Source organism: Pseudomonas sp. GXZC, assembly GCF_026967615.1.
Lineage (GTDB): Bacteria > Pseudomonadota > Gammaproteobacteria > Pseudomonadales > Pseudomonadaceae > Aquipseudomonas > Aquipseudomonas azotoformans_A.
This window is the reverse complement of sequence record NZ_CP114115.1, coordinates 1299943-1325901: the sequence shown is the minus strand read 5'-3', so window position 1 is coordinate 1325901 and position 25959 is coordinate 1299943. Positions and strand designations below refer to the sequence as shown.

At 61.6% G+C, this 25959-nt stretch carries 23 protein-coding genes and 2 pseudogenes; 15 read left to right on the top strand and 10 right to left on the bottom strand.

Features of this window, described 5'->3' with window-relative positions:
- The first annotated feature begins 6 nt into the window (after positions 1-6).
- The 5 genes from OZ428_RS06215 to OZ428_RS06195 all read left to right on the top strand — a co-directional run bounded on the left by OZ428_RS06215 (position 7) and on the right by OZ428_RS06195 (position 6305).
- Positions 7-1116, top strand: a complete 1110-nt coding sequence (locus tag OZ428_RS06215; protein WP_095014772.1) for a mannuronate-specific alginate lyase — start codon at positions 7-9, stop codon at positions 1114-1116.
- Positions 1117-1352: 236 nt separating this feature from the next.
- Positions 1353-2894, top strand: a complete 1542-nt coding sequence (locus tag OZ428_RS06210) for an MBOAT family O-acyltransferase (protein ID WP_133074607.1) — start codon at positions 1353-1355, stop codon at positions 2892-2894.
- Positions 2895-2905: 11 nt separating this feature from the next.
- A complete protein-coding gene (locus tag OZ428_RS06205; RefSeq protein WP_269132893.1) occupies positions 2906-4075 on the top strand; it encodes an alginate O-acetyltransferase in 1170 nt (389 codons plus the stop codon).
- A gap of 16 nt (positions 4076-4091) precedes the next feature.
- On the top strand, positions 4092-4748 hold the full coding sequence (locus OZ428_RS06200) for an alginate O-acetyltransferase AlgF (protein WP_033899560.1): 657 nt from the start codon (positions 4092-4094) through the stop codon (positions 4746-4748).
- A 105-nt stretch (positions 4749-4853) separates the two neighbouring features.
- The gene (locus OZ428_RS06195; RefSeq protein WP_269132892.1) at positions 4854-6305 is read left to right on the top strand and encodes a mannose-1-phosphate guanylyltransferase/mannose-6-phosphate isomerase; all 1452 of its coding nucleotides are present in this window, start codon (positions 4854-4856) and stop codon (positions 6303-6305) included.
- 108 nt (positions 6306-6413) lie between these two features.
- Here OZ428_RS06195 and OZ428_RS06190 read toward each other — a convergent pair whose 3' ends face one another.
- Both OZ428_RS06190 and OZ428_RS06185 read right to left on the bottom strand, forming a co-directional pair.
- On the bottom strand, positions 6414-6833 hold the full coding sequence (locus OZ428_RS06190; RefSeq protein WP_133074610.1) for a hypothetical protein: 420 nt from the start codon (positions 6831-6833) through the stop codon (positions 6414-6416).
- Between the two features lie 155 nt (positions 6834-6988).
- A complete protein-coding gene (locus OZ428_RS06185) occupies positions 6989-7456 on the bottom strand; it encodes a hypothetical protein (RefSeq protein ID WP_269132891.1) in 468 nt (155 codons plus the stop codon).
- 206 nt (positions 7457-7662) lie between these two features.
- Between OZ428_RS06185 and OZ428_RS06180 the strand changes: the two genes are divergently transcribed.
- Genes OZ428_RS06180 through OZ428_RS06170 form a run of 3 tightly spaced genes read left to right on the top strand, consistent with a single transcriptional unit; the run spans position 7663 to position 9355 of the window.
- Complete coding sequence (locus OZ428_RS06180; protein WP_269132890.1) at positions 7663-8127, top strand: multidrug transporter; 465 nt, start codon at positions 7663-7665, stop codon at positions 8125-8127.
- A gap of 14 nt (positions 8128-8141) precedes the next feature.
- Complete coding sequence (locus tag OZ428_RS06175; RefSeq protein WP_269132889.1) at positions 8142-8954, top strand: SDR family oxidoreductase; 813 nt, start codon at positions 8142-8144, stop codon at positions 8952-8954.
- Positions 8954-9355 carry a hypothetical protein gene (locus OZ428_RS06170; RefSeq protein WP_058414244.1) on the top strand — a complete coding sequence of 134 codons (402 nt, stop codon included), beginning with the start codon at positions 8954-8956 and terminating at the stop codon, positions 9353-9355. Before OZ428_RS06175 ends, OZ428_RS06170 begins: the two co-directional genes overlap by 1 nt.
- Positions 9356-9362: 7 nt before the next feature.
- On the opposite strand, the gene OZ428_RS06165 is transcribed toward OZ428_RS06170, so the two are convergent.
- Genes OZ428_RS06165 through OZ428_RS06150 form a run of 4 tightly spaced genes read right to left on the bottom strand, consistent with a single transcriptional unit; the run spans position 9363 to position 14123 of the window.
- Positions 9363-10223, bottom strand: a complete 861-nt coding sequence (locus OZ428_RS06165) for an efflux RND transporter periplasmic adaptor subunit (RefSeq protein WP_269132888.1) — start codon at positions 10221-10223, stop codon at positions 9363-9365.
- A gap of 10 nt (positions 10224-10233) precedes the next feature.
- Positions 10234-10434 carry a DUF1656 domain-containing protein gene (locus OZ428_RS06160; protein WP_012722318.1) on the bottom strand — a complete coding sequence of 67 codons (201 nt, stop codon included), beginning with the start codon at positions 10432-10434 and terminating at the stop codon, positions 10234-10236.
- Positions 10424-12601: an FUSC family protein gene (locus OZ428_RS06155; RefSeq protein WP_269132887.1), complete on the bottom strand. Its 2178-nt coding sequence runs from the start codon at positions 12599-12601 to the stop codon at positions 10424-10426. Before OZ428_RS06155 ends, OZ428_RS06160 begins: the two co-directional genes overlap by 11 nt.
- Before the next feature lie 10 nt (positions 12602-12611).
- Complete coding sequence (locus OZ428_RS06150; protein WP_269132886.1) at positions 12612-14123, bottom strand: efflux transporter outer membrane subunit; 1512 nt, start codon at positions 14121-14123, stop codon at positions 12612-12614.
- A gap of 182 nt (positions 14124-14305) precedes the next feature.
- Between OZ428_RS06150 and OZ428_RS06145 the strand changes: the two genes are divergently transcribed.
- The 5 genes from OZ428_RS06145 to OZ428_RS06125 all read left to right on the top strand — a co-directional run bounded on the left by OZ428_RS06145 (position 14306) and on the right by OZ428_RS06125 (position 18630).
- A complete protein-coding gene (locus OZ428_RS06145; protein ID WP_016974978.1) occupies positions 14306-15274 on the top strand; it encodes a LysR family transcriptional regulator in 969 nt (322 codons plus the stop codon).
- A gap of 62 nt (positions 15275-15336) precedes the next feature.
- Entirely contained in the window at positions 15337-16311 is a 975-nt protein-coding gene (locus tag OZ428_RS06140) for a 2-hydroxyacid dehydrogenase (RefSeq protein ID WP_133074617.1), read from the top strand.
- Between the two features lie 86 nt (positions 16312-16397).
- The gene (locus tag OZ428_RS06135; protein ID WP_016974976.1) at positions 16398-17300 is read left to right on the top strand and encodes a chemotaxis protein CheV; all 903 of its coding nucleotides are present in this window, start codon (positions 16398-16400) and stop codon (positions 17298-17300) included.
- Positions 17297-17779 (top strand): GNAT family N-acetyltransferase, encoded by a 483-nt coding sequence (locus OZ428_RS06130; protein WP_061435364.1) that lies wholly within the window; start codon positions 17297-17299, stop codon positions 17777-17779. The genes OZ428_RS06135 and OZ428_RS06130 overlap by 4 nt, the downstream gene beginning before the upstream one ends.
- A 107-nt stretch (positions 17780-17886) precedes the next feature.
- A complete protein-coding gene (locus OZ428_RS06125) occupies positions 17887-18630 on the top strand; it encodes a YkgJ family cysteine cluster protein (protein ID WP_269132885.1) in 744 nt (247 codons plus the stop codon).
- Here the strand turns inward: OZ428_RS06125 and OZ428_RS34610 are convergent.
- The 4 genes and pseudogenes from OZ428_RS34610 to OZ428_RS06110 all read right to left on the bottom strand — a co-directional run.
- Positions 18608-19609, bottom strand: a pseudogene (locus OZ428_RS34610) (methyl-accepting chemotaxis protein); the annotation flags it as partial. The gene OZ428_RS06125 and the pseudogene OZ428_RS34610 sit on opposite strands and share 23 nt — an antisense overlap.
- A gap of 300 nt (positions 19610-19909) precedes the next feature.
- Positions 19910-20191: pseudogene (locus OZ428_RS34605) on the bottom strand (PAS domain-containing protein); the annotation flags it as partial.
- A 107-nt stretch (positions 20192-20298) separates the two neighbouring features.
- The gene (locus tag OZ428_RS06115; RefSeq protein WP_269132883.1) at positions 20299-21069 is read right to left on the bottom strand and encodes a transporter substrate-binding domain-containing protein; all 771 of its coding nucleotides are present in this window, start codon (positions 21067-21069) and stop codon (positions 20299-20301) included.
- A gap of 164 nt (positions 21070-21233) precedes the next feature.
- On the bottom strand, positions 21234-21467 hold the full coding sequence (locus OZ428_RS06110) for a hypothetical protein (RefSeq protein WP_033899501.1): 234 nt from the start codon (positions 21465-21467) through the stop codon (positions 21234-21236).
- A 214-nt stretch (positions 21468-21681) separates the two neighbouring features.
- On the opposite strand from OZ428_RS06110, the gene OZ428_RS06105 reads away from it, so the two are divergent.
- Complete coding sequence (locus tag OZ428_RS06105) at positions 21682-22851, top strand: efflux RND transporter periplasmic adaptor subunit (RefSeq protein WP_269132882.1); 1170 nt, start codon at positions 21682-21684, stop codon at positions 22849-22851.
- Positions 22848-25946, top strand: coding sequence for a multidrug efflux RND transporter permease subunit (locus OZ428_RS06100; protein ID WP_033899497.1), 3099 nt, complete (start codon positions 22848-22850; stop codon positions 25944-25946). The genes OZ428_RS06105 and OZ428_RS06100 overlap by 4 nt, the downstream gene beginning before the upstream one ends.
- The last annotated feature ends 13 nt before the right edge of the window (positions 25947-25959 follow it).

Here is a 25959-nt window from a genome sequence, read left to right as displayed (position 1 = left end):
TTACCTATGCAGAAGTTATTGATTCCAACGCTGCTGGGCCTGGCGATGTTCGCAGGCTCAGTCAACGCCGCCGCCCCACTGCGTCCACCCCAGGGCTATTTCGCCCCAGTGGAAGCGTTCAAGACCGGCGACTTCAAGAATGACTGCGACGCCATGCCGGCGCCGTACACCGGCTCGCTGCAATTTCGCAGCAAGTACGAAGGTTCGGACAAAGCCCGCGCCACCCTGAATACCCAGTCCGAAAAAGCCTTTCGCGACAGCACCGCCGACATCACCAAGCTGGAAAAAGACACCAGCAAGCGCGTGATGCAGTTCATGCGCGACGGTCGTCCGGAGCAGTTGGAATGCACGCTCAACTGGCTGACCAGCTGGGCCAAGGCAGACGCACTGATGTCCAAGGACTTCAACCACACCGGCAAGTCCATGCGCAAATGGGCGCTGGGCAGCATGGCCTCGGCCTATGTGCGCCTGAAGTTCTCCGACTCGCACCCGCTGGCCAACCACCAGCAGGAATCGCAGCTGATCGAAGCCTGGTTCAACAAACTGGCCGATCAGGTGGTGAGCGACTGGGACAACCTGCCGCTGGAAAAAACCAACAACCACTCTTACTGGGCTGCCTGGTCGGTGATGGCCACGTCCGTCGCCGTCAACCGTCGCGACCTGTTTGATTGGGCCGTGAAGGAATACAAGGTCGGCGTGAACCAGGTCGACGACCAAGGCTTCCTGCCCAACGAATTGAAGCGCCAGCAACGCGCGTTGTCGTACCACAACTACGCGCTGCCGCCGCTGTCGATGATCGCCAGTTTTGCCCTGGTCAACGGTGTGGACCTGCGCCAGGAAAACAACGGCGCGCTCAAGCGCCTGGGCGACAAGGTGCTGGCCGGGGTCAAGGACCCGGAGATCTTCGAGCAGAAGAACGGCAAAGAGCAGGACATGAAGGACTTGAAACAGGACATGAAATTCGCCTGGCTCGAACCCTTCTGCACCCTCTACACCTGCGCGCCGGATGTGCTCGAGCGCAAGCACGGGATGCAGCCGTTCAAGACCTTTCGCCTCGGGGGTGACCTGACCAAGGTCTACGACCCGACGCATGAAAAAGGCAACAAAGGTTCCTAAGGCTGAATGGATTACCTGTAGTGAGCGGGCTTGCCCCGCGCTGGGCTGCGAAGCGGCCCTAATCGATTCGTCGCCGTGTGCCAGGTATACCGCGACGTGGGGTTTTGGGGCTGCTACGCAGCCCAGCGCGGGGCAAGCCCGCTCACCACAAAAAGCTGCATCGCCGTCCATGGAAACCATGGGGGGTTTGGGGGGGCTCTGGCCCTTGACTGTTGGTTAAACATGGAGAGATCGGGATGGTTTTCTCGTCCAATGTGTTCCTGTTTCTGTTCTTGCCGATCTTTCTCGGCTTGTACTACTTGAGCGGGCAACGCTATCGCAATCTGCTGCTGCTGATTGCCAGCTACGTGTTCTACGCCTGGTGGCGAGTGGACTTCCTGGCGCTGTTCGCCGCCGTGACGCTATGGAATTACTGGATCGGCCTCAAGGTCGGTGCAGCTGGCGTGCGCACCAAGCCGGCCCAACGCTGGCTGCTGCTGGGCGTGGCGGTTGACCTGTGCATCCTCGGCTACTTCAAGTACGCCAACTTCGGCGTCGACAGCATCAACGTCATGATGAAGTCGGCCGGCCTGGAGCCGTTCATCCTGACCCACGTGCTGCTGCCGATCGGGATCTCGTTCTACATCTTCGAGTCCATCAGCTACATCATCGACGTGTATCGCGGTGATACCCCGGCGACCCGCAACCTGATCGACTTTGCGGCGTTCGTGGCGATCTTCCCGCACCTGATTGCCGGCCCGGTGCTGCGCTTTCGCGACCTGGCGGACCAGTTCAACAACCGCACCCACACCCTCGACAAGTTCTCCGAGGGCTGCACGCGGTTCATGCAGGGTTTCATCAAGAAGGTGTTCATTGCCGACACCCTGGCAGTGGTGGCCGACCATTGCTTTGCCCTGCAAAACCCGACCACGGGCGATGCCTGGCTTGGCGCGCTGGCCTACACCGCGCAGCTGTACTTCGACTTCTCCGGCTACAGCGACATGGCCATCGGCCTGGGCTTGATGATGGGTTTCCGCTTCATGGAAAACTTCAAGCAGCCGTACATCAGCCAGTCGATCACCGAGTTCTGGCGGCGCTGGCACATCAGCCTGTCCACCTGGCTGCGTGACTACCTGTACATCACCCTGGGCGGCAACCGTAAAGGCACGCTGACCACTTACCGCAACCTGTTCCTGACCATGCTGCTCGGTGGCCTGTGGCACGGCGCGAACATCACCTACATCGTCTGGGGTGCGTGGCACGGCATGTGGCTGGCGATTGAAAAAGCCATCGGCCTCAACACTTCGCCGCGCAGCTTCAACCCGGTGCGTTGGGCCTTCACCTTCCTGCTGGTGGTGATGGGCTGGGTGATCTTCCGCGCCGAGAACCTGCACGTCGCCGGCCGTATGTACGGTGCGATGTTCAGCTTTGGCGAGTGGTCGCTGTCGGAACTCAACCGCGCCAACCTCACCGGCCTGCAAGTGGCAACCCTCGTGGTGGCTTACGTAACCCTAGCGTTCTTTGGCCTGCGCGACTTCTACACCAACCGCCCAGCCGAGAAGACCGAGAAAACCAAGCCAGCCGATCCGAGCCTGATCAAGGCCGTACCGGGCGACAACCCAGGCAGCATCCACGAACCCGGCTTCACCGTGGGCCAGGATGCCGCCGTGCAACCGGCCTACTGGACCGCTGACTGGCCACGCTACGCCATGCGCGCTGCGGTGCTACTGCTGTTCATGGCGTCGATTCTCAAACTGTCGGCGCAGAGTTTCTCGCCGTTCCTTTACTTCCAATTCTGAGGGAGCCGACCATGACCCGTTCATTACGCGTCCTCTATATCGGCCTGTTCCTGGTGGTGCTGCTGGCCCTGGGCGCCTGGTCGCTGCGCAGTTTCTTCGGCTTCAGCACCAATGCCGACGCCACTGTGCTCAACGGTCGCTGGACCAAAGCCGTCGAGACCCACTACGACGACGAGTTCCCGATCAAGCGCATCGGCACCAACCTGTGGGCGGCGCTGGACTACAAGCTGTTCAATGAAGGCCGCCCTGGCGTGGTGCTGGGCCGCGATCACTGGTTGTACAGCGACGAGGAGTTCAACCCCGCCGTCAACGAAGAGCAGAACCTGCAAGGCAACTACGCGCTGGTCGAAGGCGTGCGTCAGAAGCTCAAGGCCCAAGGCATTCAACTGGTGATGGCGATCGTGCCGGCCAAGGTGCGCCTGTACCCGGAACACCTGGGTGAAGTGAAACCGGCGAGCATCCACGCCAACCTCTACGACGACTTCCACGCCCGTGTCGCCGCCGACAAGATCATCGCCCCGGACCTGCTCGGCCCGCTGCAACAGGCCAAGCTCGGCGGCAAGCAAGTGTTCTTGCGTACTGACACCCACTGGACTCCGGACGGTGCTGAAATCGCCGCCAAGCAATTGGCCAAGACCATCGCCGACAAGACGCCACTGAGCGGCGAGCCACAGCGCTTTGTCACCGAAGCGGAAAAAACCGAGCCACATAAAGGCGACCTGCGTCTGTTCCTGCCGCTGGACCCGCTGTTTGAAAACCTGATGCCACCTAAAGAGCCGCTGGAAAAACGCGTGACGCACCTGGCCGAAACCAAAGGTGACGACGCCCTGTTCAGCGACAGCGAAACCCCAGTGGCCCTGGTGGGCACCAGCTACAGCGCCAACCCCAACTGGAACTTCGTCGGTGCCCTCAAGCAAGCCCTGGGCAGCGACGTGGTCAGCTACGCCGAAGACGGCCATGGCCCGATCCTGCCGATGCTCAGCTACCTGAAAAGCGATGATTTCAAGAACAGCCCGCCCCAGGTGCTGATCTGGGAGTTTCCTGAACGTTATCTGCCCGTGAACAACGAAATCGGTGATGCCGACCCCGCGTGGGTTGCGCAGCTTAAACAAGCCGGTTCGCGCCAACAGAACATGGCTATCAACACTCAATCCGAGACGCCCGACCGGGCGCAAAACTGAAAGAGAGGTAACTCACATGACTTTCACTACAACTCCTCGTCGTCTCGCTAAAACTCTGGCTATCGCGGCCGGCCTGAGCTTCGTATCGATGTCCGCCTTCGCCGGTGGCGACGCAGCCCTGTACGGCCCTACCGCGCCAAAAGGCTCGAGCTTCGTGCGGATCTACAACGCCAGCAACCAGGAAGTCAGCGCCACCGTCGGCGCCACCAACCTGAGCGACGTTGCGCCACTGGCCAGCAGCGACTTCAGCTTCATGCCCGGCGGTGACTACAGCGCCAAGGTCGGCAGCCAGACCGTGCCGGTCAAACTCGCCCCGGACCACTACTACACCCTGGTCAACAGCGGCAGCGGCCAGCCACAACTGATCGAAGAGCCACCGTTCAAAAACAAGCAGAAGTCCCTGGTGCGCGTGCAGAACCTCAGCGACAAGGCCCTGACCTTGAAGACGGCTGACGGCAAGACCGATGTGGTCAAGGCAGTCGCTGCCAAAGGCCGTGGCGAGCGTGAAATCAACCCGGTGAAAGTGAGCCTGGCGTTGTATGACGGTGACAAGAAAGTTGGCGATGTGAAGCCCGTAGCCCTGGAGCGTGGTGAGGCAGCGGTGCTGTACGTCACCGGTTCCGGTTCGAGCCTGTCGCCAGTCTGGGTGAAACGCCCCGTGTCGACCCGCTAAACCATTTTCCGGGTTGGTTAAGGCCAACCCGGACCGAGACAAAAACAAGAGTGAAACGACAAACCTTCGTAGCTCTGACCCAAATCGATTCAAGGAGAAACACCCATGATCCCAGTAATCCTTTCCGGTGGTAGCGGCTCACGTCTTTGGCCGCTTTCCCGTAAACAGTTCCCTAAACAATTCCTGGCCCTGACCGGCGAGCACACGCTGTTCCAGCAAACCCTGGAACGCCTGGTGTTCGAAGGCATGGACACCCCGATCGTGGTCTGCAACAAGGACCACCGCTTCATCGTCAATGAGCAACTGGCCGCCCGCAAGCTGGAAAGCCAGCGCATCCTGATGGAGCCGTTCGGCCGCAACACTGCGCCGGCCGTGGCCCTCACTGCGATGATGCTGGTCAATGAAGGCCGCGACGAGTTGATGCTGGTGCTGCCCGCCGACCACGTGATCGACGACCAGAAAGCCCTGCAACGCGCCCTGGCCCTGGCCACCGTGGCCGCCGAGCGTGGCGAGATGGTGCTGTTCGGCGTACCGGCCACCCGTCCGGAAACCGGTTATGGCTACATCAAGTCCACCAACGATTCGCTGCTGCCCGAGGGCGTGAGCCGCGTCGAGCAGTTCGTGGAAAAACCCAATGAAAAGCGCGCCGTGGAGTTTGTCAAAAGCGGCGGTTACTTCTGGAACAGCGGCATGTTCCTGTTCCGCGCCAGCCGCTTCCTCGAAGAACTGAAAAAGCACGACCCGGACATCTACGACACCTGCCTGCTGACCCTGGAACGCAGCGAGCAGACCGCCGACACCGTATCTTTCGACGAAGCCACCTTCGCCTGCTGCCCGGACAATTCCATCGACTACGCCGTGATGGAAAAAACCCAGCGCGCCTGCGTGGTGCCGTTGAGTGCCGGTTGGAGCGACGTGGGTTGCTGGGCGTCGCTGTGGGCCGTCAACGACAAAGACGTGCACGGCAACGTGAGCAAAGGCGACGTGGTGATCCAGGACAGCCGCAACTGCATGATCCACGGCAACGGCAAACTGGTATCGGTGATCGGCCTGGACAATATCGTGGTGGTGGAAACCAAAGACGCGATGATGATTGCCCACAAGGACAAGGTCCAGGGCGTCAAGCAGATGGTCTCGACCCTCAACGACCAGGGCCGCAGCGAAACCCAGAACCACTGCGAAGTCTATCGTCCGTGGGGCTCCTACGACTCGGTGGACATGGGCGGTCGCTTCCAGGTCAAGCACATCTCGGTCAAGCCGGGCGCGTGCCTGTCGCTGCAGATGCACCACCACCGCGCCGAGCACTGGATCGTGGTCAGCGGCACTGCCGAAGTGACCTGCGACGAGAACGTGTTCCTGCTCACCGAGAACCAGTCCACCTACATCCCGATCGCCTCGGTGCACCGCCTGCGCAACCCGGGCAAGATCCCGTTGGAGATCATCGAAGTGCAATCGGGCAGCTATTTGGGTGAAGACGATATCGAGCGCTTTGAAGATATCTACGGTCGCTCGACGCCGGTTGAACGTGACGTGTCGGTGAAAACTATCGCGCAGTAAAAGAGTCGTACAAGAAGCCCCCGTCCAGCCGACTGCGTCCCCTATCCGCAGCCGGTTGGGCGGGGGCTTTTTAATGCCGCGAATACCCCGCAGGCATTGTGAGCGCCGTTAGCGACGGTCAGCATTTTGGATTTTTTCAGCCCCGTACAACTGGGCAACCTGTCCCCCCAAAGCCATCGCCGTACCCAAGACTTTGCCGAGCGTACCGTGACTGTTGGCAATCGTATGTCCAACGTCCTTGACCACAGCACCGCCCATGGCAATCCCGACCCCCTTGGCTTTTTGGGCGTTCACACTGGCGCTGTCAGGGCGCGTCTTCGGGAAACAATTCTGGGACGATTCCAGTATCTGTTGCTGCAAGCTCGTCAGTTTCTGACCTTGTCTTCGATCCAACGGGCGACAGGACGCGTTCGCACTCGTTTGCGCGGACGCGCCAGCATCGGTCGTTCGCTGGGGAAGGATAAGAGAAGATGCCACAGAGGCAAGTGCAGAGGTCACGGCCGGGACAATAATGGCTGATGCGATCATAGTTCGTCTCACTGGGTCAGATTGCGGTGATACCCACTTGGGTAGTCTGTATTTCCCTATGTTCGATCTGTGGAAAAAATGAGTCATCAGGTTCCCTCTCGCCCAGCCGACCGCGTCGTTTACCCGAAGGCGGCTGGGCAGAGGACTCCTTAGTTCTACTTCGCCCAGTTACGCGGGGCAAAGGCGTTGTAACTGCCGCTGCTGTTGTCCTTACCCGCTTCTTTATACTCGGCCTTGCCAATTTTCTCGGCAGTTTTGCCCCCCCACATTAAAGCCGTACCGACGGCTTTTGTGGTTGCCCCCCCCGTTTTCGCCATGTTCTTCCCAACCGTTTTTGCCACTCCCCCAAAGATCGTCATGGCAGCTGCTTGGGCTTCGTCCGAGTTCGGCAGCATGGAAAGCCGCGGAGAGACGTATGAAGCAAGGTGCTCGTTGATGCCTTGCATCAACGTCTGCCGCAGGTTCGTAAGCCCTAGGTTTTGCATACGAGGTACCATGGATGAACTGGCCTCATGTTCAGGATGGGTTGCCCCCGTCTGGGTGGGCGCTGGTGCGGCGGTTGCCAAAGGTGTTGGCGCAATTGGAGACGTCAGTACGGGTGTCGAAATAGTTGAAACGGTCATAAAAATCTCGCTTTGCAAGTTTTAGGTTAAGGACCGTCCTGGTTTTGCAAGTGCTTCCTTCCGTGCCCAACCTCAGTGGAAAAATCTCGAAACCGGTTCCTGTCTCTAAAAAATAAACAGCTGCGCGCCCTCAAGAGCGCAAGCCGCAATAGGCATCAAGCCCAACCCGCAGGTAGGATGTTTTATCCGCATATGAGGTTGTCATCATGTTCTTCGGCGTCCTACTGATCATCACCTGGCTGGTTCTGCTGCTGCGCTACCCAGCCAAAGCCTTGCCGGTGTCGTTGGCTGCCGCCGTCGGCCTGGGGTTCGTGGCGATCTGGGTAGTCTGGCTGGACAACCGCGAAGCCTCCCAACTGGCCCGCCTTGACCTGCGCATCACCTACGCCGCCGACGAATGCCCCGCCGACCGCCCGCTCAAACTGACGCTGAACAACGGCAACGATGTGCCGCTTACCGAACTGCGCTGGCGCGTCGCTGCGTATGCGCCGGGCGATACGGTGAACCTCGCGGACAACGTCTACACCGCCCCACGCTATCGCGGCCCCGGTGAGTTGCAAGCCGGCGCCACCTGGGAAGACTGCCTGCCCACTCCGCCTTTGCGCCCCGGCTACCGCGCGCAAACCCTGGAATTTCGTGCCGAGCACCTGCAAGGCAGTTTCTCGGACTGATTAAGGATCGATCCATGCCCAACGTACTGATCACCGGTTGTTCCAGCGGCATCGGCCGCGCCCTGGCGGACGCATTCAAAGCCGCCGGCTACGCCGTCTGGGCCAGCGCCCGCCGCCCGGAAGATGTCGCCGCCCTCGCCGCGGCAGGCTTCAACGCCGTTGAACTGGATGTCAACGACAGCGCCGCCCTGCAACGCCTGGCCGAGCCATTGGGCGAATTGGATGTACTGGTCAACAACGCCGGTTATGGCGCCATGGGTCCGTTGCTCGACGGCGGCACCGAAGCGATGCAACGTCAATTCGAAACCAACGTGTTCTCCATCGTCGGCGTGACCCAGGCGTTGTTCCCGGCCCTGCGCCGCAGCCAGGGATTGGTAGTGAATATCGGCAGTGTTTCCGGTGTGCTGGTAACGCCGTTTGCGGGCGCCTACTGCGCGTCGAAAGCGGCCGTGCACGCCTTGAGCGATGCGCTGCGCATGGAACTGGCACCCTTTGGCGTGCGGGTGATGGAGGTGCAGCCAGGAGCTATTGATACGAGCTTCGCCAAAAACGCCGGGGCCCAGGCCGAACTGTTGATCAACGAACAGTCCCCCTGGTGGCCGCTGCGCGACGGCATCCGCGCCCGCTCCCAGGCCTCGCAAGACAACCCTACCCCGGCCCACCGGTTTGCCGCGCAAGTGCTCAAGGGCGTACAGCAACCCGCGCCACCGCGTTTGCTGCGCGCCGGAAATGGCAGCCGAGCGTTACCGTTGATGGCCGCGTTACTGCCCAAAGGTTTATTGGAGCGCGTTTTGAAGAAACGCTTTGGATTGGAACGGAGTTTGTGATGATCGACTACAGCGACTTTTTTGAAGAAGTGATCCAGACGCACGTCGAGATCGAGCAATGGTTTGCCGGGGTTGCACCCGAGGGCACCTTGCAGAACTTGCTAGCCCGTTTCTCCCCGGAATTCAGCATGGTCGCCCCGGCGACCGGTACACGGGTCAACGCGGCCGGAGTCAACGCCCTGTTTACACGGTTGGGCGGCATGCGCCCGGGGTTGAAAATAACCTTGAGCGAAATGGCCGGCATCGATCGCCATGCGCGTGGCGCCACGGTGACCTATCGCGAACATCAGGTGGATGCCAGCGGTACACAGACGGACCGCCGTGCCACGGTGGTGTTCGAGAAGCAGGCCAGTGGCGCGTTGCTGTGGCGCCATTTGCATGAAACGTTTATCAAGGCTTAACGCCGTTTCAGTTTTGTGTCTGATCGACGATGACGGTGCAAGTAATCCCCGCCGCCAACAACACCCCTTCCGGTACTTCATCGATATGAATCCGCACCGGCACCCGCTGGGCCAGGCGCACCCAGTTGAAGGTCGGGTTCACATCGGCGATCAGCTCGCGGCTTTCGGGGTTGTCGCGGTCGTAGATGCCACGCGAGATGCTTTCTACGTGGCCCTTCAGGGTTTCGCCGCTCATCAATTGCATATCGGCTTTATCACCGACCTTGACGTGGGGCAGCTTGGTTTCTTCGAAGAAGCCATACACCCAGAACGAGTTCATATCCACCACGGCCATCTTGGCCTCACCGATGCGCGCATAGTCGCCGCGATGCACATTGAGGTTGGTGACATAACCATCGACGGCCGCCACCACTTGGGTGCGTTTCAAATTGAGTTCGGCGGCTTCCAGCTGCGCAAGCGCGTGTTGGTAATCGGCCAGCGCCGAGTCGGCGATGTTGCTGGCGTCGTCGCGGTTTTCCTTGGAGATCACCAGCGCATCGAGGTCGGCGCGGCGATGGGCATTGACCTTGCGCATTTCCCAGGTGGCTTTGCGCGACGCCACCAGCGATTGCGCCTGCTTGACGGCAATGCGGTAGTGCTCGGGGTCGATCTGCATCAGCAGGTCACCCTTTTTCACCAGTTGGTTGTCACGCACCGGTACGTCAACCACCTCACCGGTGACGTCGGCGGCGACGTTGATGATATCGGCACGCACACGCCCGTCGCGGGTCCACGGGGTTTGCATGTAGTGCACCCACAACGTGCGGCCAATCCAGATGGCCAAGGCCAACACCAGCAAGGTCGCGAGCAGGCTGAAAAACTTTTTCATCGGGGCATTCTCAACGGTAGACGGTCAGCGCCAGGGCGCCGAACAGGCAAACGAACAGGCTCAGGCGCAGCAACGCCGGATGCCAGAAAAAACGGTACAGGTCGAACCCGGCCAGGAAGCGATCAAGCGCCCAGGCCAATACGGCTGCGATCAGGAACATCAGGGTCATGGTCGGCATGTACACGCCGTGGAAGGCGATTTCACGGGGCATGCGGGGATCCTTTAAGGGCAGCCAGCGGCGATTGCGGGTCCAGCAGCGAGGTGCGGATAAAGTGCAGATAGCTTTTCACCCGGCGCAGGGCCGAGGTGTCGAAGTGCGGGGCGAAGGGTTCGTCGGTGGCCTGCACGCGGCTGATCGCATGGTCGACCGCGATCAGGCCACGCTCCAGGTTGCTCGCGCTCGGTTGCAGGAACAGCCGCACCAGCGAGCGGCCCATCACGCGGATCGCCTGGCGCCACGGCTGGGATTCGGCGTACGCCGGATGCACTGGCAGAATCGCCTGTTCCTTGCGCAACTCGATGATCGCGTGGCCGACTTCCAGCACCACGAACATCCAGCGCAGCAGGTCGCGCTGCACTTGTGGCTGGCCGACGGCAAGACCGTAGGCCTGGTGCAGCAAGTCACGGGTGCGGCTTTCGAAACTCGACGCCAAGCCCTTGAGCTTGCCGCTAATCGCATACACCACTTGCTCGCGCAGGTCCTGCTCCAACCGCCGCCACAACCAGCGGCTGTTGGGCGGCAGGATGATCGCCCCCGCCGCCGCGCACACCAGCATGCCGATGACCATGGCGATGTAGTCGTTGATGAAGGTGTAGGGGTTGTAGACCGTCAGGTTGTCTGGCACCGAGCCGGTGCTGAAGAAAATCAGCAGCCCCACGCCGACACCCGCGTATTGCGGGCGCGAGGCGAGGAACGCGCCAAAGATGATCACCGGCGCAAGCATCACGCACAGCAGTGGGAAACCGTCGATCCAGGGGAACACGAAGAACATTTCGACAAAGCCCACCAGGGCCCCGATCAAGGTTCCGCACGCCATCTGGAACGCCATGCGTTTCGGGTTCGGCGTGGCGGCGGACAAGCCCACCGTAGCGGCTGCGATCAAGGTCATGGTCGCGCCGCTGGGCCAGGCGGTGGCCACCCAATAGCTGCCCAAGACGATGAGAATGAATGACGCGCGAATCCCCGAGGCGGCGCAGGCCAGCCAGTTGGTCTTGGGGATGAAGGTTTCGTCCCACTGCTCGCGCTCATGGCTGTGGTCAGCCAGGGACGCGTGGGTTTGCGCGTAGTTGTGCACATCATCAACGAAGCGATAAAGCAGCTCGTAGGCGGTGTGGAAATCCAGCTGTTCGGCTTCGCTCGGGTGCTCTTCCTGAAAGGCCGCACGCAGGCTGCGGACCTTGGCGGGCAGGCCGTCCTTGTAGGCGCTCAGTTGGTTGACCAAGCGTGCCGCGTCCGGGCTGGTGAGCGCGCGGTCGGAGAAGCCATCGAGCAGTTCGGCAAGATCCTGCAGGCCGGGTTTGATGGCCGCGACCACATGGTCCGCCTCATCCGTGCGCAAGCGCTCCAGCAATTGGTGCAAGGCATTGAAGCGTGTGGTGATGCTCATGAACTCGCTATTGAGGCGACTGAGCCGGCCGTTGCGCCGACGCATGTGCGGGTCTTCAAACACCGTGATGCTGCGCAGCCCCTCCAGGCCCACCGCTTCGGCGATAAACCGCACGTTGCTGGCCTCGAAACCCTCACGCTGGCTGCGCCCACGCAGGCCGTCGGTGACGAACAGCGCAAACACGCCGAAGCGCTGGTACAAGGCGTTGCGCATGGCGGCACTGCTGGTTTGCGGCAGGATCGCGGCACTTACCAGGGTGGAACACAGAATCCCCAGGGAGATTTCCAGCACCCGCCACACCGCCGCCATGAAGGCGCCGTCCGGATGCGCCAGGGCCGGCAACCCGACCATCGCCGCCGTATAACCGGCCAGCACAAAACCATAGGCGCGAAAGTTGCGATTGCGCGTGGCACCGGCGGTGCAGATGCCGACCCAGATCGCCAAGGCGCCGAGGAACAACTCGGTGTTCTGCGCAAACAAGGCAATCAACAACACCATCACCGCCGACCCCGCCAAGGTGCCAAGGAAGCGATAAAAACTCTTGGCAAACACCTGGCCGCTTTGCGGCTGCATGACGATAAATACGGTGATCATCGCTGTGCGCGGTTGCGGCAGTTCCAGGCGCATGGCCAGCCACAACGTCAGAAACGCGGCGACCAGTACCTTGAAGATATACACCCAGGTCACGCCGTCGCTGCGTGCCCAGTCGAAAAAGCCACGGCGCCACTCAAGGGCATGCAGCCAGCGCAGCGGTGCAGGCAAGGGAGTCATCGCATCCTACTCAGTGATCAAATACGGCCAGCGCCGCTGGGGTCTTGCTCGGAAGGGTCTTGGCGTCTTGCGGCACATCGTTGCCAGCGCCGAGGCCGCCGCCCAGGGCCGTCACCAGTTCGGCGTGGGCGCTCAGGCGAGCGGCCTGCACCTGTTGCTCGATCTGTTGCTGATGAAACAGCAAGGTCTGCGCATTCAGCACATTCAGGTAATCGGTGAGGCCACGTTGATAGGCGATCATCGCGATGTCGTAGGTCTTCTGCGCCGAGGCCACCGACTGCGCGGCGAAGGCGGCTTGCTTGTCCATCGATTCGCGGCGGATCAATTGGTCGCTGATGCCCTTGAGCGCATTGACCAGGGTCTGGTTGTACTGGGCGACGGCGATGTCATAACCGGCGCTGGCCTCGCCCAGCTCCGCACGCAGGCGGCCACCGTCGAAGATCGGCAAGGTGATCGCAGGTCCCACGTTGTAGTTGAATTTCTTGCCCGCCAGGAATTCCAGCATGCCGCCACCGGTGGCCATGTAGCCGAGGCTGCCGACCAGGTCGACGTTGGGGTAGAAACCGGCGTGGGCCACATCGATACCACGGGCCTGGGCCGCGACTTGCCAGCGGCGGGCAACCACGTCCGGGCGTTGGCCGAGCAACTGCGCGGGCAGGCTCGACGGCAATTTCAACGGTGCGGCCAGGGACAGGCGCGGGCGTTGCAACTGCGCGCCTTCCCCCGGGCCTTTGCCCGCCAGGGCCGCCAGCTGGTTACGGCTCAGGGCGATCTCTTCGTCGAGGGCGTCCAGTTGGCGATGGGTTTCCGGCAACGGGGTTTCGGCCTGGCTGACGTCGAAGTGGGTGCCGATCCCGGCATTCAGGCGCTTGTTGGCCAGGTCGAGGATCTGCTGCTGTTGTGCCAGGGTCGCTGCGGCGATATCGCGGTTGGCGTAATGCAACGACAACTGGATATAGGCGCGCACTATGTTGTTCTGCAATTCGAGCTGGGCCTGACGCGCTTCGGCGGCGCTCATGTGCGCCAGGTCGACCGCGCGCTCGGTGGCATTGCTTTCGCGGCCCCACAGGTCGAGGGCGTAACTCAGGCCCAGGGACGCATTGTTATCCCAGGTGTTGGCACCGCTCAGCTCGCCGGGACCATAGAACTGATCCTTCGGCCAGTTGTGGCGCTTGAGGGTGGTGTCGCTGTTGATCTGCAGCGACTCGGCCGACTCGGCAACCCCAGCCATGGCCCGCGCTTCACGCACTCGCGCGGCGGCCATGGCCAGGCTCGGGCTGTGTTGCGTGGCCAGCTCGACCCAGCGATTGAGTTGCGGGTCGCCGTAGGCTTGCCACCATTGCCCGGTGGGCCAGCGGGCGTCCTGGGCGGCACTCTGGATGGCTTCGTCGGTGGCCAGGTGGTTGGCGTCGAGAGATTGGCCTTGTGGGGCGATTCCTCCGGTTCCGATGCAGCCGCTGATTGCTAACGATAGAGCCCAAACACTGAGAGTCTTCAGCTCTCTGTTGATGCGACGCGGCACGGCAGGCGACTTCCTGAGGTGGTGGTGCGGGGTAGGTGGCGCAATTCTAGGGGGCGGCATGAAGGACGATAAGCTGGTATTCCTGTGAATCTTTGTTACCGTTCAGGCGATAATCCGTTGGTAGGGATCACTGGACGGCGTAACTTTCTGTCACAATTTGTTATCTCCCCTGAGAACACTCCATGGACACTTTGCAAAACATGCGCGCCTTCAGTTGCGTGGCCGAAGCTGGCAGCTTCACCGCCGCCGCCGTGCAACTGGATACCACCACGGCCAATGTGTCGCGCGCGGTCTCCAACCTTGAGGCCCACCTGCAAACCCGCTTGCTCAACCGCACCACCCGCCGCATCGCGCTGACCGAGGCCGGCAAACGTTATCTGCTGCGCTGCGAACAGATCCTGGCCTACGTCGAGGAAGCCGAGGCCGAAGCCAGCGACGCCCACGCGCGCCCCGCCGGGCAGTTGAAAGTGCACACCATGACCGGTATCGGCCAGCACTTCGTCATTGATGCGATTGCGCGCTACCGCCGCACCCATCCGGACGTGACCTTCGACCTGACCCTGGCCAACCGCGTGCCGGACCTGCTCGATGAGGGCTACGACGTCTCCATCGTGCTGGCCAGCGAGCTGCCGGACTCGGGTTTTGTGTCCCAGCGCCTGGGCATCACCTACAGCATCGCGTGTGCCTCGCCGGATTACGTCAAGGCCAAAGGTTGCGCCCAGCGCCCACAGGACTTGCTCAACCACGCCTGCCTGCGCCTGGTCAGCCCGGTGATCCAGTTGGATAAATGGACCTTCAACGGCCCCGAAGGCCAGGAAAGCGTAGCGATCAACACCTCGCCGTTCCTGGTGAATTCGGCCGATGCAATGAAAACCGCGATCACCAGCGGCATGGGCGTCGGCCTGTTGCCTGTGTACGCGGCCATCGAAGGCCTGCGCAACGGCACCCTGGTGCGGGTGATGCCCAACTACCGTTCCCAGGAACTGAACCTGTACGCCATCTATCCGTCGCGCCAATACCTGGATGCGAAGATCAAGACCTGGGTGGAATACTTGCGCGGCTCGCTGCCGGAGATTCTGGCGGCACACCAGGCGGAACTGGTGGCGTATGAGTTGAGTGGCAGCCTCAGCGGCGTGCGGATGGCGAACTGACAATCCGCAACAGGAATGTTAGCGTGCTTGGCATTCTTCCGTAGTCGATGAGCCCGCCTGCAATGAAAAAGACTGTCCTCGCCTTCAGCCGCGTCACCCCGGAAATGATCGAACGCCTGCAACAGGATTTCGAGGTGATCGCGCCCAACCCCAAGCTGGGCGACCTCAACGCTCAATTCAATGAAGCCCTGCCCCACGCCCACGGCCTGATCGGCGTGGGCCGCAAGCTGGGGCGCGAACAGTTGCAGGGCGCGAGCAAGTTGGAAGTGGTGTCCAGCGTGTCGGTAGGCTACGACAACTACGATGTGGCGTACTTCAACGAACGCGGGATCATGCTCACCAACACCCCCGACGTGCTCACCGAAAGCACCGCCGACCTGGCCTTCGCCCTGCTCATGAGCAGCGCCCGCCGGGTGGCCGAGCTGGACGCCTGGACCAAGGCCGGCCAGTGGAAAGCCAGCGTCGGCGCGCCGTTATTCGGTTGCGACGTGCATGGCAAAACGCTGGGCATCGTCGGCATGGGCAACATCGGTGCGGCCGTGGCGCGGCGTGGGCGCCTGGGTTTCAACATGCCGATCCTGTACAGCGGCAACAGCCGCAAGCTGGCACTGGAGCAGGAACTGGGCGCACAGTTTCGCAGCCTGGATCAGTTGCTGGCCGAGGCGGATTTCGTCTGCCTGGTGGTGCCGTTGAGCGACAAGACCCGTCACCTGATCAGCACCCGCGAGCTGGGCTTGATGAAGTCCAGCGCGATCCTGATCAACATCTCCCGTGGCCCGGTAGTCGACGAGCCGGCGCTGATCGAAGCCCTGCAAAACCAGACAATCCGTGGCGCCGGGCTGGATGTGTATGAGCAGGAGCCTCTGGCCGAGTCGCCGCTGTTCCAACTGAGCAATGCCGTGACCTTGCCGCACATCGGCTCGGCCACCCACGAAACCCGCGAAGCCATGGCCAACCGCGCCCTGGAAAACCTGCGCAGCGCCCTGCTGGGCCAACGTCCGCAGGACCTGGTGAACCCGCAGGTGTGGAAGGGCTGACTTTAAGGGCCCATGCCCCTAAAGCATGGGCCCCTCAAGTCGATAACCTTCCATAGATCGTCATCCCTGATCCACAGAAGGTTTTTATGTCCACCACCAAAGCCCGCGCAGACTCACTCTCGCTTCTGCTCTTTACCTTGCGCAGCGGCAAGCTGATGGCGATCAACCTGCTGAAAGTCAGCGAAATCATTCCCTGCCCGCCGCTGACCAAGCTGCCGGAGTCCCACCCACACGTCAAAGGCATCGCCACCCTGCGCGGTAACTCGCTGGCGGTGATCGACCTGAGCCGCGCCCTCGGCGAAATGCCGTTGGCAGACCCCGACGGCGGCTGCCTGATCGTCACCGACGTGAGCCGCTCCAAGCAAGGGTTGCACGTGCAGGCGGTGAGTAAGATCGTGCATTGCCTGACCACCGACATCCGCCCACCGCCCTATGGTTCTGGCGGCAACCGCGCTTTCATCACCGGGGTCACCCAGGTGGAAGGCGGCCTGGTGCAGGTGCTGGATATCGAGAAAGTCATCCACGGCATCGCGCCGGCACCAATCGAAGCGGCGCCAACCGACCTGACCATGGAAGAAGCCGAAGTACTCGGCAACGCGCGCATCCTGGTGGTGGACGACAGTCAGGTCGCCCTGCAGCAATCGGTGCACACTCTGCGTAACCTCGGCCTCACCTGCCACACCGCGCGCAGTGCCAAGGAAGCCATCGATGTGTTGCTGGAGCTGCAAGGCACGGTCGAGCAGATCAATGTGGTGGTGTCGGACATCGAAATGTCGGAAATGGATGGCTACGCCCTGACCCGTACCCTGCGCGAAACCCCGGATTTCCAACACCTCTATGTACTGCTGCACACCTCCCTGGACAGTGCGATGAACAGCGAAAAAGCCCGCTTGGCCGGCGCCGACGCAGTACTGACCAAATTCTCATCGCCAGAGCTGACCAAGTGCCTGGTGGTGGCCGCGCAAACGGTGGCGCAAAAAGGCCTGTGAGCGATTATTTCCAACTGCTGCGGCGCGACCTCACTGGCAGCCTGCCCGCCCCGCAATGGCCCGCCGGGGTGCAGCTGGACCACTACCGAGACGACCTGGCGCCAGCGATTCATGCCGTGTTGTGCCTGACCCAGGAACAGGGCGGCGGTCGCGTGCCCAACCTGGAAACCTGGCGACACCAATTCACCACCGATGCCGAGTTCGATCCCACCCTGTGCCTGGTGGTCAGCAACAACGACGGCATTCTCGGCGTGGCCCAATGCTGGACCAGTGCCTTTATCAAGAACCTCTCCATTCACCCTTGCGCCCAAGGCCAAGGGCTGGGGCGTGCCCTGTTGCTGCACAGCTTCCAGGTGTTCAAGCAACGCGGTGAGCCCTATGTGGACCTCAAGGTGCTGGAGAGCAATGGGCGTGCTCGCCAGCTGTATGAAAGCGCGGGGATGACATTTGTCCTACGCGACTTAGTCAGCCAGGACTGACACGCACTGGCGTGTAACTTGCTTCCAGAGAGCGAATCGGTGAACAGAGGTAAAAACCCGTCACCGTTCTTGCGTGCCCTCTGACCTAGCCTGGTGACAGATCCGCCATGAATACTCAATTTTCCTGCGTTGGTTGCGGCAAATGCTGCTCCGACCACCACGTGCCCCTGACCCTCGCAGAAGCCCGGATGTGGGCGGCGGACGGCGGTAACGTCATCGTTCTGGTGGAAGGTTTCCTGGGCAATGGCCTGGGCCTGCCCCAGCAGCAACGCGAACATGCCGAGCGCCGTTCGGTGGTGGTGCCCAGCGGCAATACCGAGGCGTTTGTGGCAATCACCTTTGCCGCCTACAACGCCGGACGCTGCCGGAATCTTGACGAAGACAACCTGTGCCGCATCTATGAGCGCCGCCCATTGGTGTGCCGCATCTACCCGATGGAAATCAACCCGCATATCCCGTTGAACCCCGCCGCCAAGGATTGCCCGCCAGAATCCTGGGAACAGGGGCCGGCGCTGATCGCCGGCGGTGAGCTGATGGACCAGGAACTGGCTGAACTGATCCGCCGCTCGCGCCAGGCCGACCGCGACGATGTGCAGACCAAAGAGGCGGTGTGCGCTTTGCTGGGCATTCGCACCACGGCGCTCAAGGGTGATGGATTTACCGCTTACTTGCCGGACATGGGCGCCTTCGCCCAGGCGATTGAGTTGGCGATGAATCAGCCGTCCGTGGCCAATGAATGGGTGTTCCATGTGTCGGGAATGGATATCGCCGAACAGGTGTTGGGTGCCGGGGCGCAGATTGCCACCGAGGTGCCGGCCAACTATGCGTTTATCCCGCTACGCGCGGCTTAGACCAGAACTCTCGCGCCAACTGACGCAAATCCTCCGCCAACGCCGCCACATCGCTTGAGCTGAGCTGGCTCTGCTGCCCGGCGCTGACGGTGGCCTCCCCGGCGTTTCGGATGCCGACGATATTGCGGTTGATGTCTTCGCTCACCGCGCTCTGCTCCTCCACAGCTGTTGCGATCTGCTGGCTCATGGCGGTGATTTGCGTGACGCGCTGGCTGATGCCATCCAGCGCGGCGGCGGCCCGTTGCGCTTGTTCGACACTGGCCTCGACATGCTCACTGCTTTGCGCCATGGCCTGCACCGCGTCCCGCGCGCCGCCTTGCAGGGTGCTGATCATGCGCTGGATTTCATCGGTCGATTGCTGGGTGCGCTGGGCCAGGCCGCGTACTTCATCGGCCACCACGGCAAACCCGCGCCCCTGCTCTCCCGCGCGCGCAGCCTCGATAGCGGCATTCAGCGCCAGCAGGTTGGTCTGCTCGGCAATCGTGCGGATCACTTCCAGCACGCTGCTGATCTCTTCGCTGTGGCTTTCCAACTGGTGGATCACCTCAGTCGCCCGCGCCAGTTCCTGGGACAGGCGCAACACGGCATCACGGCTTTGATCCACCCGCTGATGGCCTTCGCGGGTTTCGGTGCCAGCCTGGTCGGCAGCCTTGGACGCCTGCTGCGCATGATTGGCCATTTCGGCCACACTGGCGGCCATCTGGTGGATCGCCGCCGCCACTTGGTCGGTCTGGGTTTGCTGCCCCAAGCTACTGGCGTGGCTGCTGTCGAGGTGCCGCACCAATTGCGCGGCATGGCCGGACAGGCGCTGGGACGCATCGCCGATACGGCCCACCACAGCGCCCACCTGGGCTTCGAGCATATGCAAGGCAAACTCGACCTGCCCGCACTCGTCGCGGCGTCCGGTGTAGATCGCCTGGCTCAAGGGGTTGTCGGCGATACGGCGCGCCCGCGTTTGCAACTGGGCCAGGGGCCGCAGGATCACTTGCACACCCACAACTCCGACCGCACAGCCCACCAACAGCGCCAGTAATTGCCAAGGCAACGCGTATTCCACCAAGCCCAGGCCCAGCGCCCAGGTCCCACCACAGGTGACGGCGACCCACGCCACCAGTTTCATGCCCATGCCGATGGCCGGCCACGCCGGGCGCTTGCCGGTTCGCAAGCGTGCGTAGGCCCGCTCTGCCAGGGCAATCCTGCGGGCATCCGGCTTGGTACGCACCGATTGATACTCCACCGTCGCTCCGTCACGGGTGACCGGCGTGGCATAGGCGCTGACCCAATAGTGATCGCCGTTCTTGCAACGGTTTTTCACCATGCCCATCCACGACCGCCCGCCCTTGAGGGTTTGCCACATATGGGCAAATGCCTCGGGTGGCATATCCGGGTGACGCAGCACGTTATGCGGCATGCCCAGCAACTCGTCACGGCTATAGCCGCTGATGTCGATGAAATCCTGGTTGGCGTAGGTTATCGCGCTGGTCAGGTCGGTGGTCGAAAGGATGTTGGCGTCGGGGGCAAAGTCCACATTCCGACCGGTGACCGGCAGATTGATCTTCATGGAGAAGCGCGCTCGTGATTGTTGGAGGAGTCGGCAGGGCGTCGACTCTAAGCGCACCGAGAGGGCAAATACTGATCCAGCTCATGTTCCGCGCAATTAATTAGCCATCATTGTGGGGCCAATCGATAAGGCGCAAGGATCCGTTGGTATTCGCCATTGTGCTTGAGCTGTTCGAGGGCGCGGTTGAGCTCCGTGCGTAAGGCCGTGTCGGTATTGCGCAGCGCAATCGATACGCCATCACCCAACATCTCGGCGGATACGGCGGCGCCCATGAAGTCGAAATCCTCGCCGGCTGCTGTGTCGAGCAACGCGCTGCGCATTTCGACGGTGCCCTGCAAGGTTGCATCGATATCGCCTGCCACCAGGCTGCGGATCAATTCGTCGTTGAGCCAGAAGCTTTTGATGATCACCCCTTTTCCGGCCCACTGAGTCCGAACGAAGGCTTCGCGATTACTGCCCAGCAACACACCGACCCGCTTGCCTTTGAGGGACGTTGTGGTTGGCGTCAGCCCTGAGTCTCGGCGTGCCACCAGCCGTGTCGTGAAGGGATAGAGGATATCGGTGAAACTCACCCAGCGCCGCCGCTTCGGGGTTGGCGCGATCCCCATGATTGCGTCGAATTGGCGGGCTTCAAGGTCTGTGAAGTTCTCCACCAGCACCTGGTCGACCCAGGTACAGCGCACATTCAACTGCTGGCAAAGGGCATTTCCCAACTCGATATTCAGGCCGACCAACTGCCCTTGCGGATTGCGGCTCTGGAAAGGCGGAAATAGAGCGGCGACGGCGAAACGGATTTCACGTCGCGGTTGATCCAGGCCCGCGACGGCATCCACTGCAAGTAACAGGGCAAGCGCTACACACAGGCGTACAAAGGCCACAGGATACGTCCTTTTCCGGAAAGAGCTCCCTCCTGCCCAGCCGGGTAAAAAATCAGGGCTGGACAGAAACTGTGCAAGCTTTCAAGAAAGGATCGCAGGCCTACAAGCAGAAAGTTCGGCGATCAGCGTAGGCAACGTCCGCGAAATATTGCAGCGAATTATTCTTAACGTTTACCCATGGAGCGGCGAGTGCCCGGCGGTGCCATGCCTGGAGTCTTGGTATGACCGTTCTTGGCGCCATTCTTGTACCAGGGCTGGGCGTTATTCTTGCTCCCCTCCAGCTCACCCGGCTTGAAAGGAAACTTGAACGCCGGGATCTCGGCTTTTTCAACGCCATCGGCGCTGGCCGAATCGACGAGATCGGTCGCTTCAACAGGGGATTGTGTCGGGGATGTCATGAAAGCTCCGGGGCGTGCAGGAAGTGATGCGGGCACACATTAAGGGCCACGTATGTAGGAAGTATACCTGCGCAACGCAAATCTTTGACCTGCGTCGTACGAGTGGTCAGGCCTTTACTGACGCGGCTGTCAGATAGCGGTCACTTTACTGACCGGGTCCGCAGGCTATAAATACTCACCCCATCTCTTTCCCTTCGTCCTGGCGCCTTACCGCATGCACATTCCTAGAAGAAAAACTGCAGTGATCGTGGGAGTCCTCATCCTACTGGCCGTGGCGGCCTGGGCGCTGACCCGGCCCGCCAAGACCAAGCTGGTCGCCTCCACGGCCGTGCCGGTCCGCGTGATGAAAGTGGTGGAACAGGATTTGCCACGCTACGTCACGGGCATCGGCTCGGTGCTGTCGTTGCACAGCGTGGTCATCCGCCCGCAAATCGACGGCATCCTCACGCGATTGCTGGTCAAGGAAGGGCAACTGGTCAAGGCTGGCGATCTATTGGCGACCATCGATGACCGCTCGATCCGCGCCAGCCTCGACCAGGCCAAGGCGCAACTGGGCGAGAGCCAGGCGCAGCTGCAAGTGGCCGTGGTCAACCTCAAGCGCTACAAGGAACTGAGCGTTGATGACGGCATCTCCAAGCAGACCTATGACCAGCAACAGGCGCTGGTCAACCAGTTGAAAGCCACGATACAAGGTAATCAGGCCGCTATCGACGCGGCCCAGGTACAGCTGTCATACACGCAGATTCGCTCGCCCGTCACCGGCCGCGTCGGCATCCGCAGTGTGGATGAAGGCAACTTCCTGCGCATGAGCGATGCCCAGGGGCTGTTCTCGGTCACCCAGATCGACCCGATTGCCATCGAATTCTCCCTGCCGCAGCAGATGCTACCGACGCTGCAAGGCCTGATCGCGGCCGCTTATCCAGCACGCGTGGACGCCTACCTCGGTGCCGATACCGAAAGTGAAAACTCCGACCTGCTGGGCCAGGGCCGCTTGAGTCTGATCGACAACCAGATCAGCGGCACCACCGGCACCATCCGCGCCAAGGCCGAATTCAGCAACAGCACGCAGAAACTCTGGCCGGGCCAACTGGTGACGATCAAGATCCAGACCGCCCTCGACCGCAACGCCCTGGCAGTGCCGCCCAGCGTGGTGCAACGCGGCCTGGACTCGCACTTCGTGTACCGCGTCAACGGCGACAAGGTCGACATCGTGCCGGTGCAAGTGGTGTATCAGGACAGCGACCGCAATATCCTCAAAGGTATCCAGGTTGGCGATGTGCTGGTCAGCGATGGTCAGTCGCGGCTCAAGGCCGGCGCCAAGGTCGACATTCTCAAAGAGCCACCCCAGGCGATCCAGACCGCTGACGCCAAGGTGCAGCCATGACGACATCGCGGGGATCAATTTCCGCCTGGTGTATCGACCGCCCGGTCGCCACCCTGTTGCTGACCTTCGCCCTGGTGCTGCTCGGGCTGATTGCCTTTCCCAAGCTGCCTATCGCCCCTTTGCCGGAAGCGGAATTCCCGACGATCCAAGTGACCGCGCAACTGCCCGGCGCCAGCCCCGACACCATGGCATCGTCGATTGCGACCCCGCTGGAGGTGCAGTTCAGCGCCATCCCCGGCATGACCCAGATGACGTCCAGCAGTGCTTTGGGCTCCACCCTGCTGACCCTGCAATTCACCCTCGATAAGAGCATCGACACCGCTGCACAGGAAGTGCAGGCCGCCATCAACACCGCCGCCGGCAAACTGCCGAGCGACATGCCGAGCCTGCCGACCTGGCGCAAGGTCAACCCGGCAGACAGCCCGGTGCTGATCGTCAGTGTCAGCTCCCATGACATGCCCGGCACCGAACTGAGCGATCTGGTGGAAACCCTGCTGGCCCGGCAGATCAGCCAGATCGACGGCGTCGGGCAGATCAACATTACCGGCCAGCAACGCCCGGCGATTCGCGTGCAGGCGTCTCCCGACAAGCTCGCCGCCATCGGCTTGACCCTGGCCGACATCCGCCTGGCGATCCAGCAATCGAGCCTGAACCTGGCCAAAGGTGCGTTGTACGGCAAGAACAGCGTGTCGACCCTGGCAACCAACGACCAACTGTTCCACCCGGATGAATACGGCGACCTGATCGTTTCCTACAAGAACGGCGCCCCTGTTCAACTGCGCGACGTGGCCAAGGTGGTTGATGGCTCGGAAAACGCCTACGTTCAGGCCTGGGCCGTGGACACGCCCGGCGTCAACCTGGTGATCACCCGCCAGCCTGGCGCCAACATTGTCGAGACCGTGGAGCGCATCCAGGCCGAACTGCCGCGCCTGGAGGCCATGCTGCCGGCCTCGGTGCAGGTCAGCGTGTTGATGGACCGCACCACCACCATCCGCGCCTCGCTGCACGAAGTGGAGATGACCCTGTTGATCGCCGTGTTACTGGTGATCGGCGTCATGGCGATTTTCCTGCGCCAGTGGTCGGCAACCGTGATTGTGTCCAGCGTACTGGGGGTGTCGTTGATCGCCAGTTTTGCCTTGATGTACGTGATGGGCTTCAGTCTGAACAACCTGACCCTGGTCGCCATCGTGGTGGCCGTGGGGTTTGTGGTGGACGATGCGATTGTGGTGGTGGAGAACATCCATCGCCACCTTGAGACAGGGCTGGACAAACGCGAGGCGGCAATCAAGGGCTCCAGCGAAATTGGCTTTACGGTGGTGTCCATCAGCGTGTCCCTGGTGGCGGCGTTCATCCCGCTGCTGTTCATGGGCGGCGTGGTCGGCAGGCTGTTCAAGGAGTTTGCCTTGACCGCCACCTCGACCATCCTGATTTCCGTGGTGGTGTCCCTGACACTCGCGCCGACCCTGGCCGCATTGTTCATGAATGCGCCCAGCCATCGTCCCCATGACAAACCCGGCTTTGGTGAAAGGCTGCTGGCAGCCTACGAAAGAACCCTGCGCCGCGCCCTGGCCCACCAACGCACCATGGCCGGCATTTTCATGCTGACCCTGGCGCTGGCCGTGGCCGGCTATGTGTTTATCCCCAAGGGATTCTTCCCGGTACAGGACACCGGTTTCATCCTTGGCACCAGCGAGGCGGCTGCGGACGTGTCTTACCCGGACATGGTCGAAAAGCACAAGGCGCTGGCTGAGATCATGAAGGCTGATCCGGCTGTGCGCGCGTTCTCCCACTCCGTCGGCGTGACCGGTAGCAACCAGACCATCGCCAACGGTCGCTTCTGGATTTCCCTTGTTCCCCGAGGCGACCGGGATGTGTCCGCCAGCCAATTCATCGATCGCATCCGCCCCAAGCTGGCCAAAGTGCCGGGCATCGTGCTGTACCTGCGTGCGGGCCAGGACATCAACCTAAGCTCGGGCCCCAGCCGTAGCCAATACCAGTACGTACTCAAGAGTAACGACGGCGCGACGCTGAACACCTGGACCCAGCGCCTGACCGAAAAATTGCGCTCCATACCCGCGTTCCGCGATATCTCCAACGACCTGCAACTGGGCGGCAGCATTACCCACATCACCATCGACCGCCGCGCCGCCGCACGTTTCGGCCTGACCGCCACCGACGTCGACCAGGCGCTCTACGATGCCTTCGGCCAACGCCAGGTCAATGAGTTCCAGACCGAAATCAACCAGTACCAGGTGGTGCTGGAACTGGACACCCAGCAGCGCGGCAAGGCCGAAAGCCTGAATTACTTCTACCTGCGTTCGCCGCTGACCAATGAAATGGTGCCGTTGTCGGCGGTCGCCAGCGTCGATGCGCCTACGGTCGGCCCGCTGTCCATCAGCCACGACGGCATGTTCCCGGCCGCCAACCTGTCGTTCAACCTGGCGCCCGGTGTGGCGTTGGGCGACGCGGTGATCCTGCTCAACCAGGCGAAAAACGAAATCGGCATGCCCGCCTCGATCATCGGCAACTTCCAGGGGGCGGCGCAGGCGTTCCAGAGTTCGCTGGCCAGCCAACCATGGTTGATCCTTGCGGCGCTGGTGGCGGTCTACATCATTCTCGGTGTGCTGTATGAAAGCTTCGTGCATCCGCTGACGATCATCTCGACGTTGCCCTCTGCCGGCCTGGGAGCCCTGATCATGTTGTGGCTGTTGGGCCAGGACTTCTCGATCATGGCGCTGATCGGCCTGGTGCTGTTGATCGGTATCGTCAAGAAAAACGGTATCCTGCTGATCGACTTCGCCCTGGACGCCCAGCGCACACGGGGGCTGTCGCCCCATGATGCGATCTTCGAAGCGTGCATCACACGGTTCCGGCCAATCATCATGACCTCATTGGCCGCATTGCTCGGCGCCTTGCCCCTGATGCTCGGCTATGGCGCCGGTGCGGAACTGCGCCAGCCGCTGGGTATCTCGGTGGTCGGCGGCCTGCTGGTGAGCCAGGCGCTGACGCTGTTCACCACGCCGGTCATATACTTGTACCTTGAGAAGTTTTTCCACAAGCCCAAACCAACGCCTGCGTTGGCGGCCACACAATGAGGCTGAGGCCCCG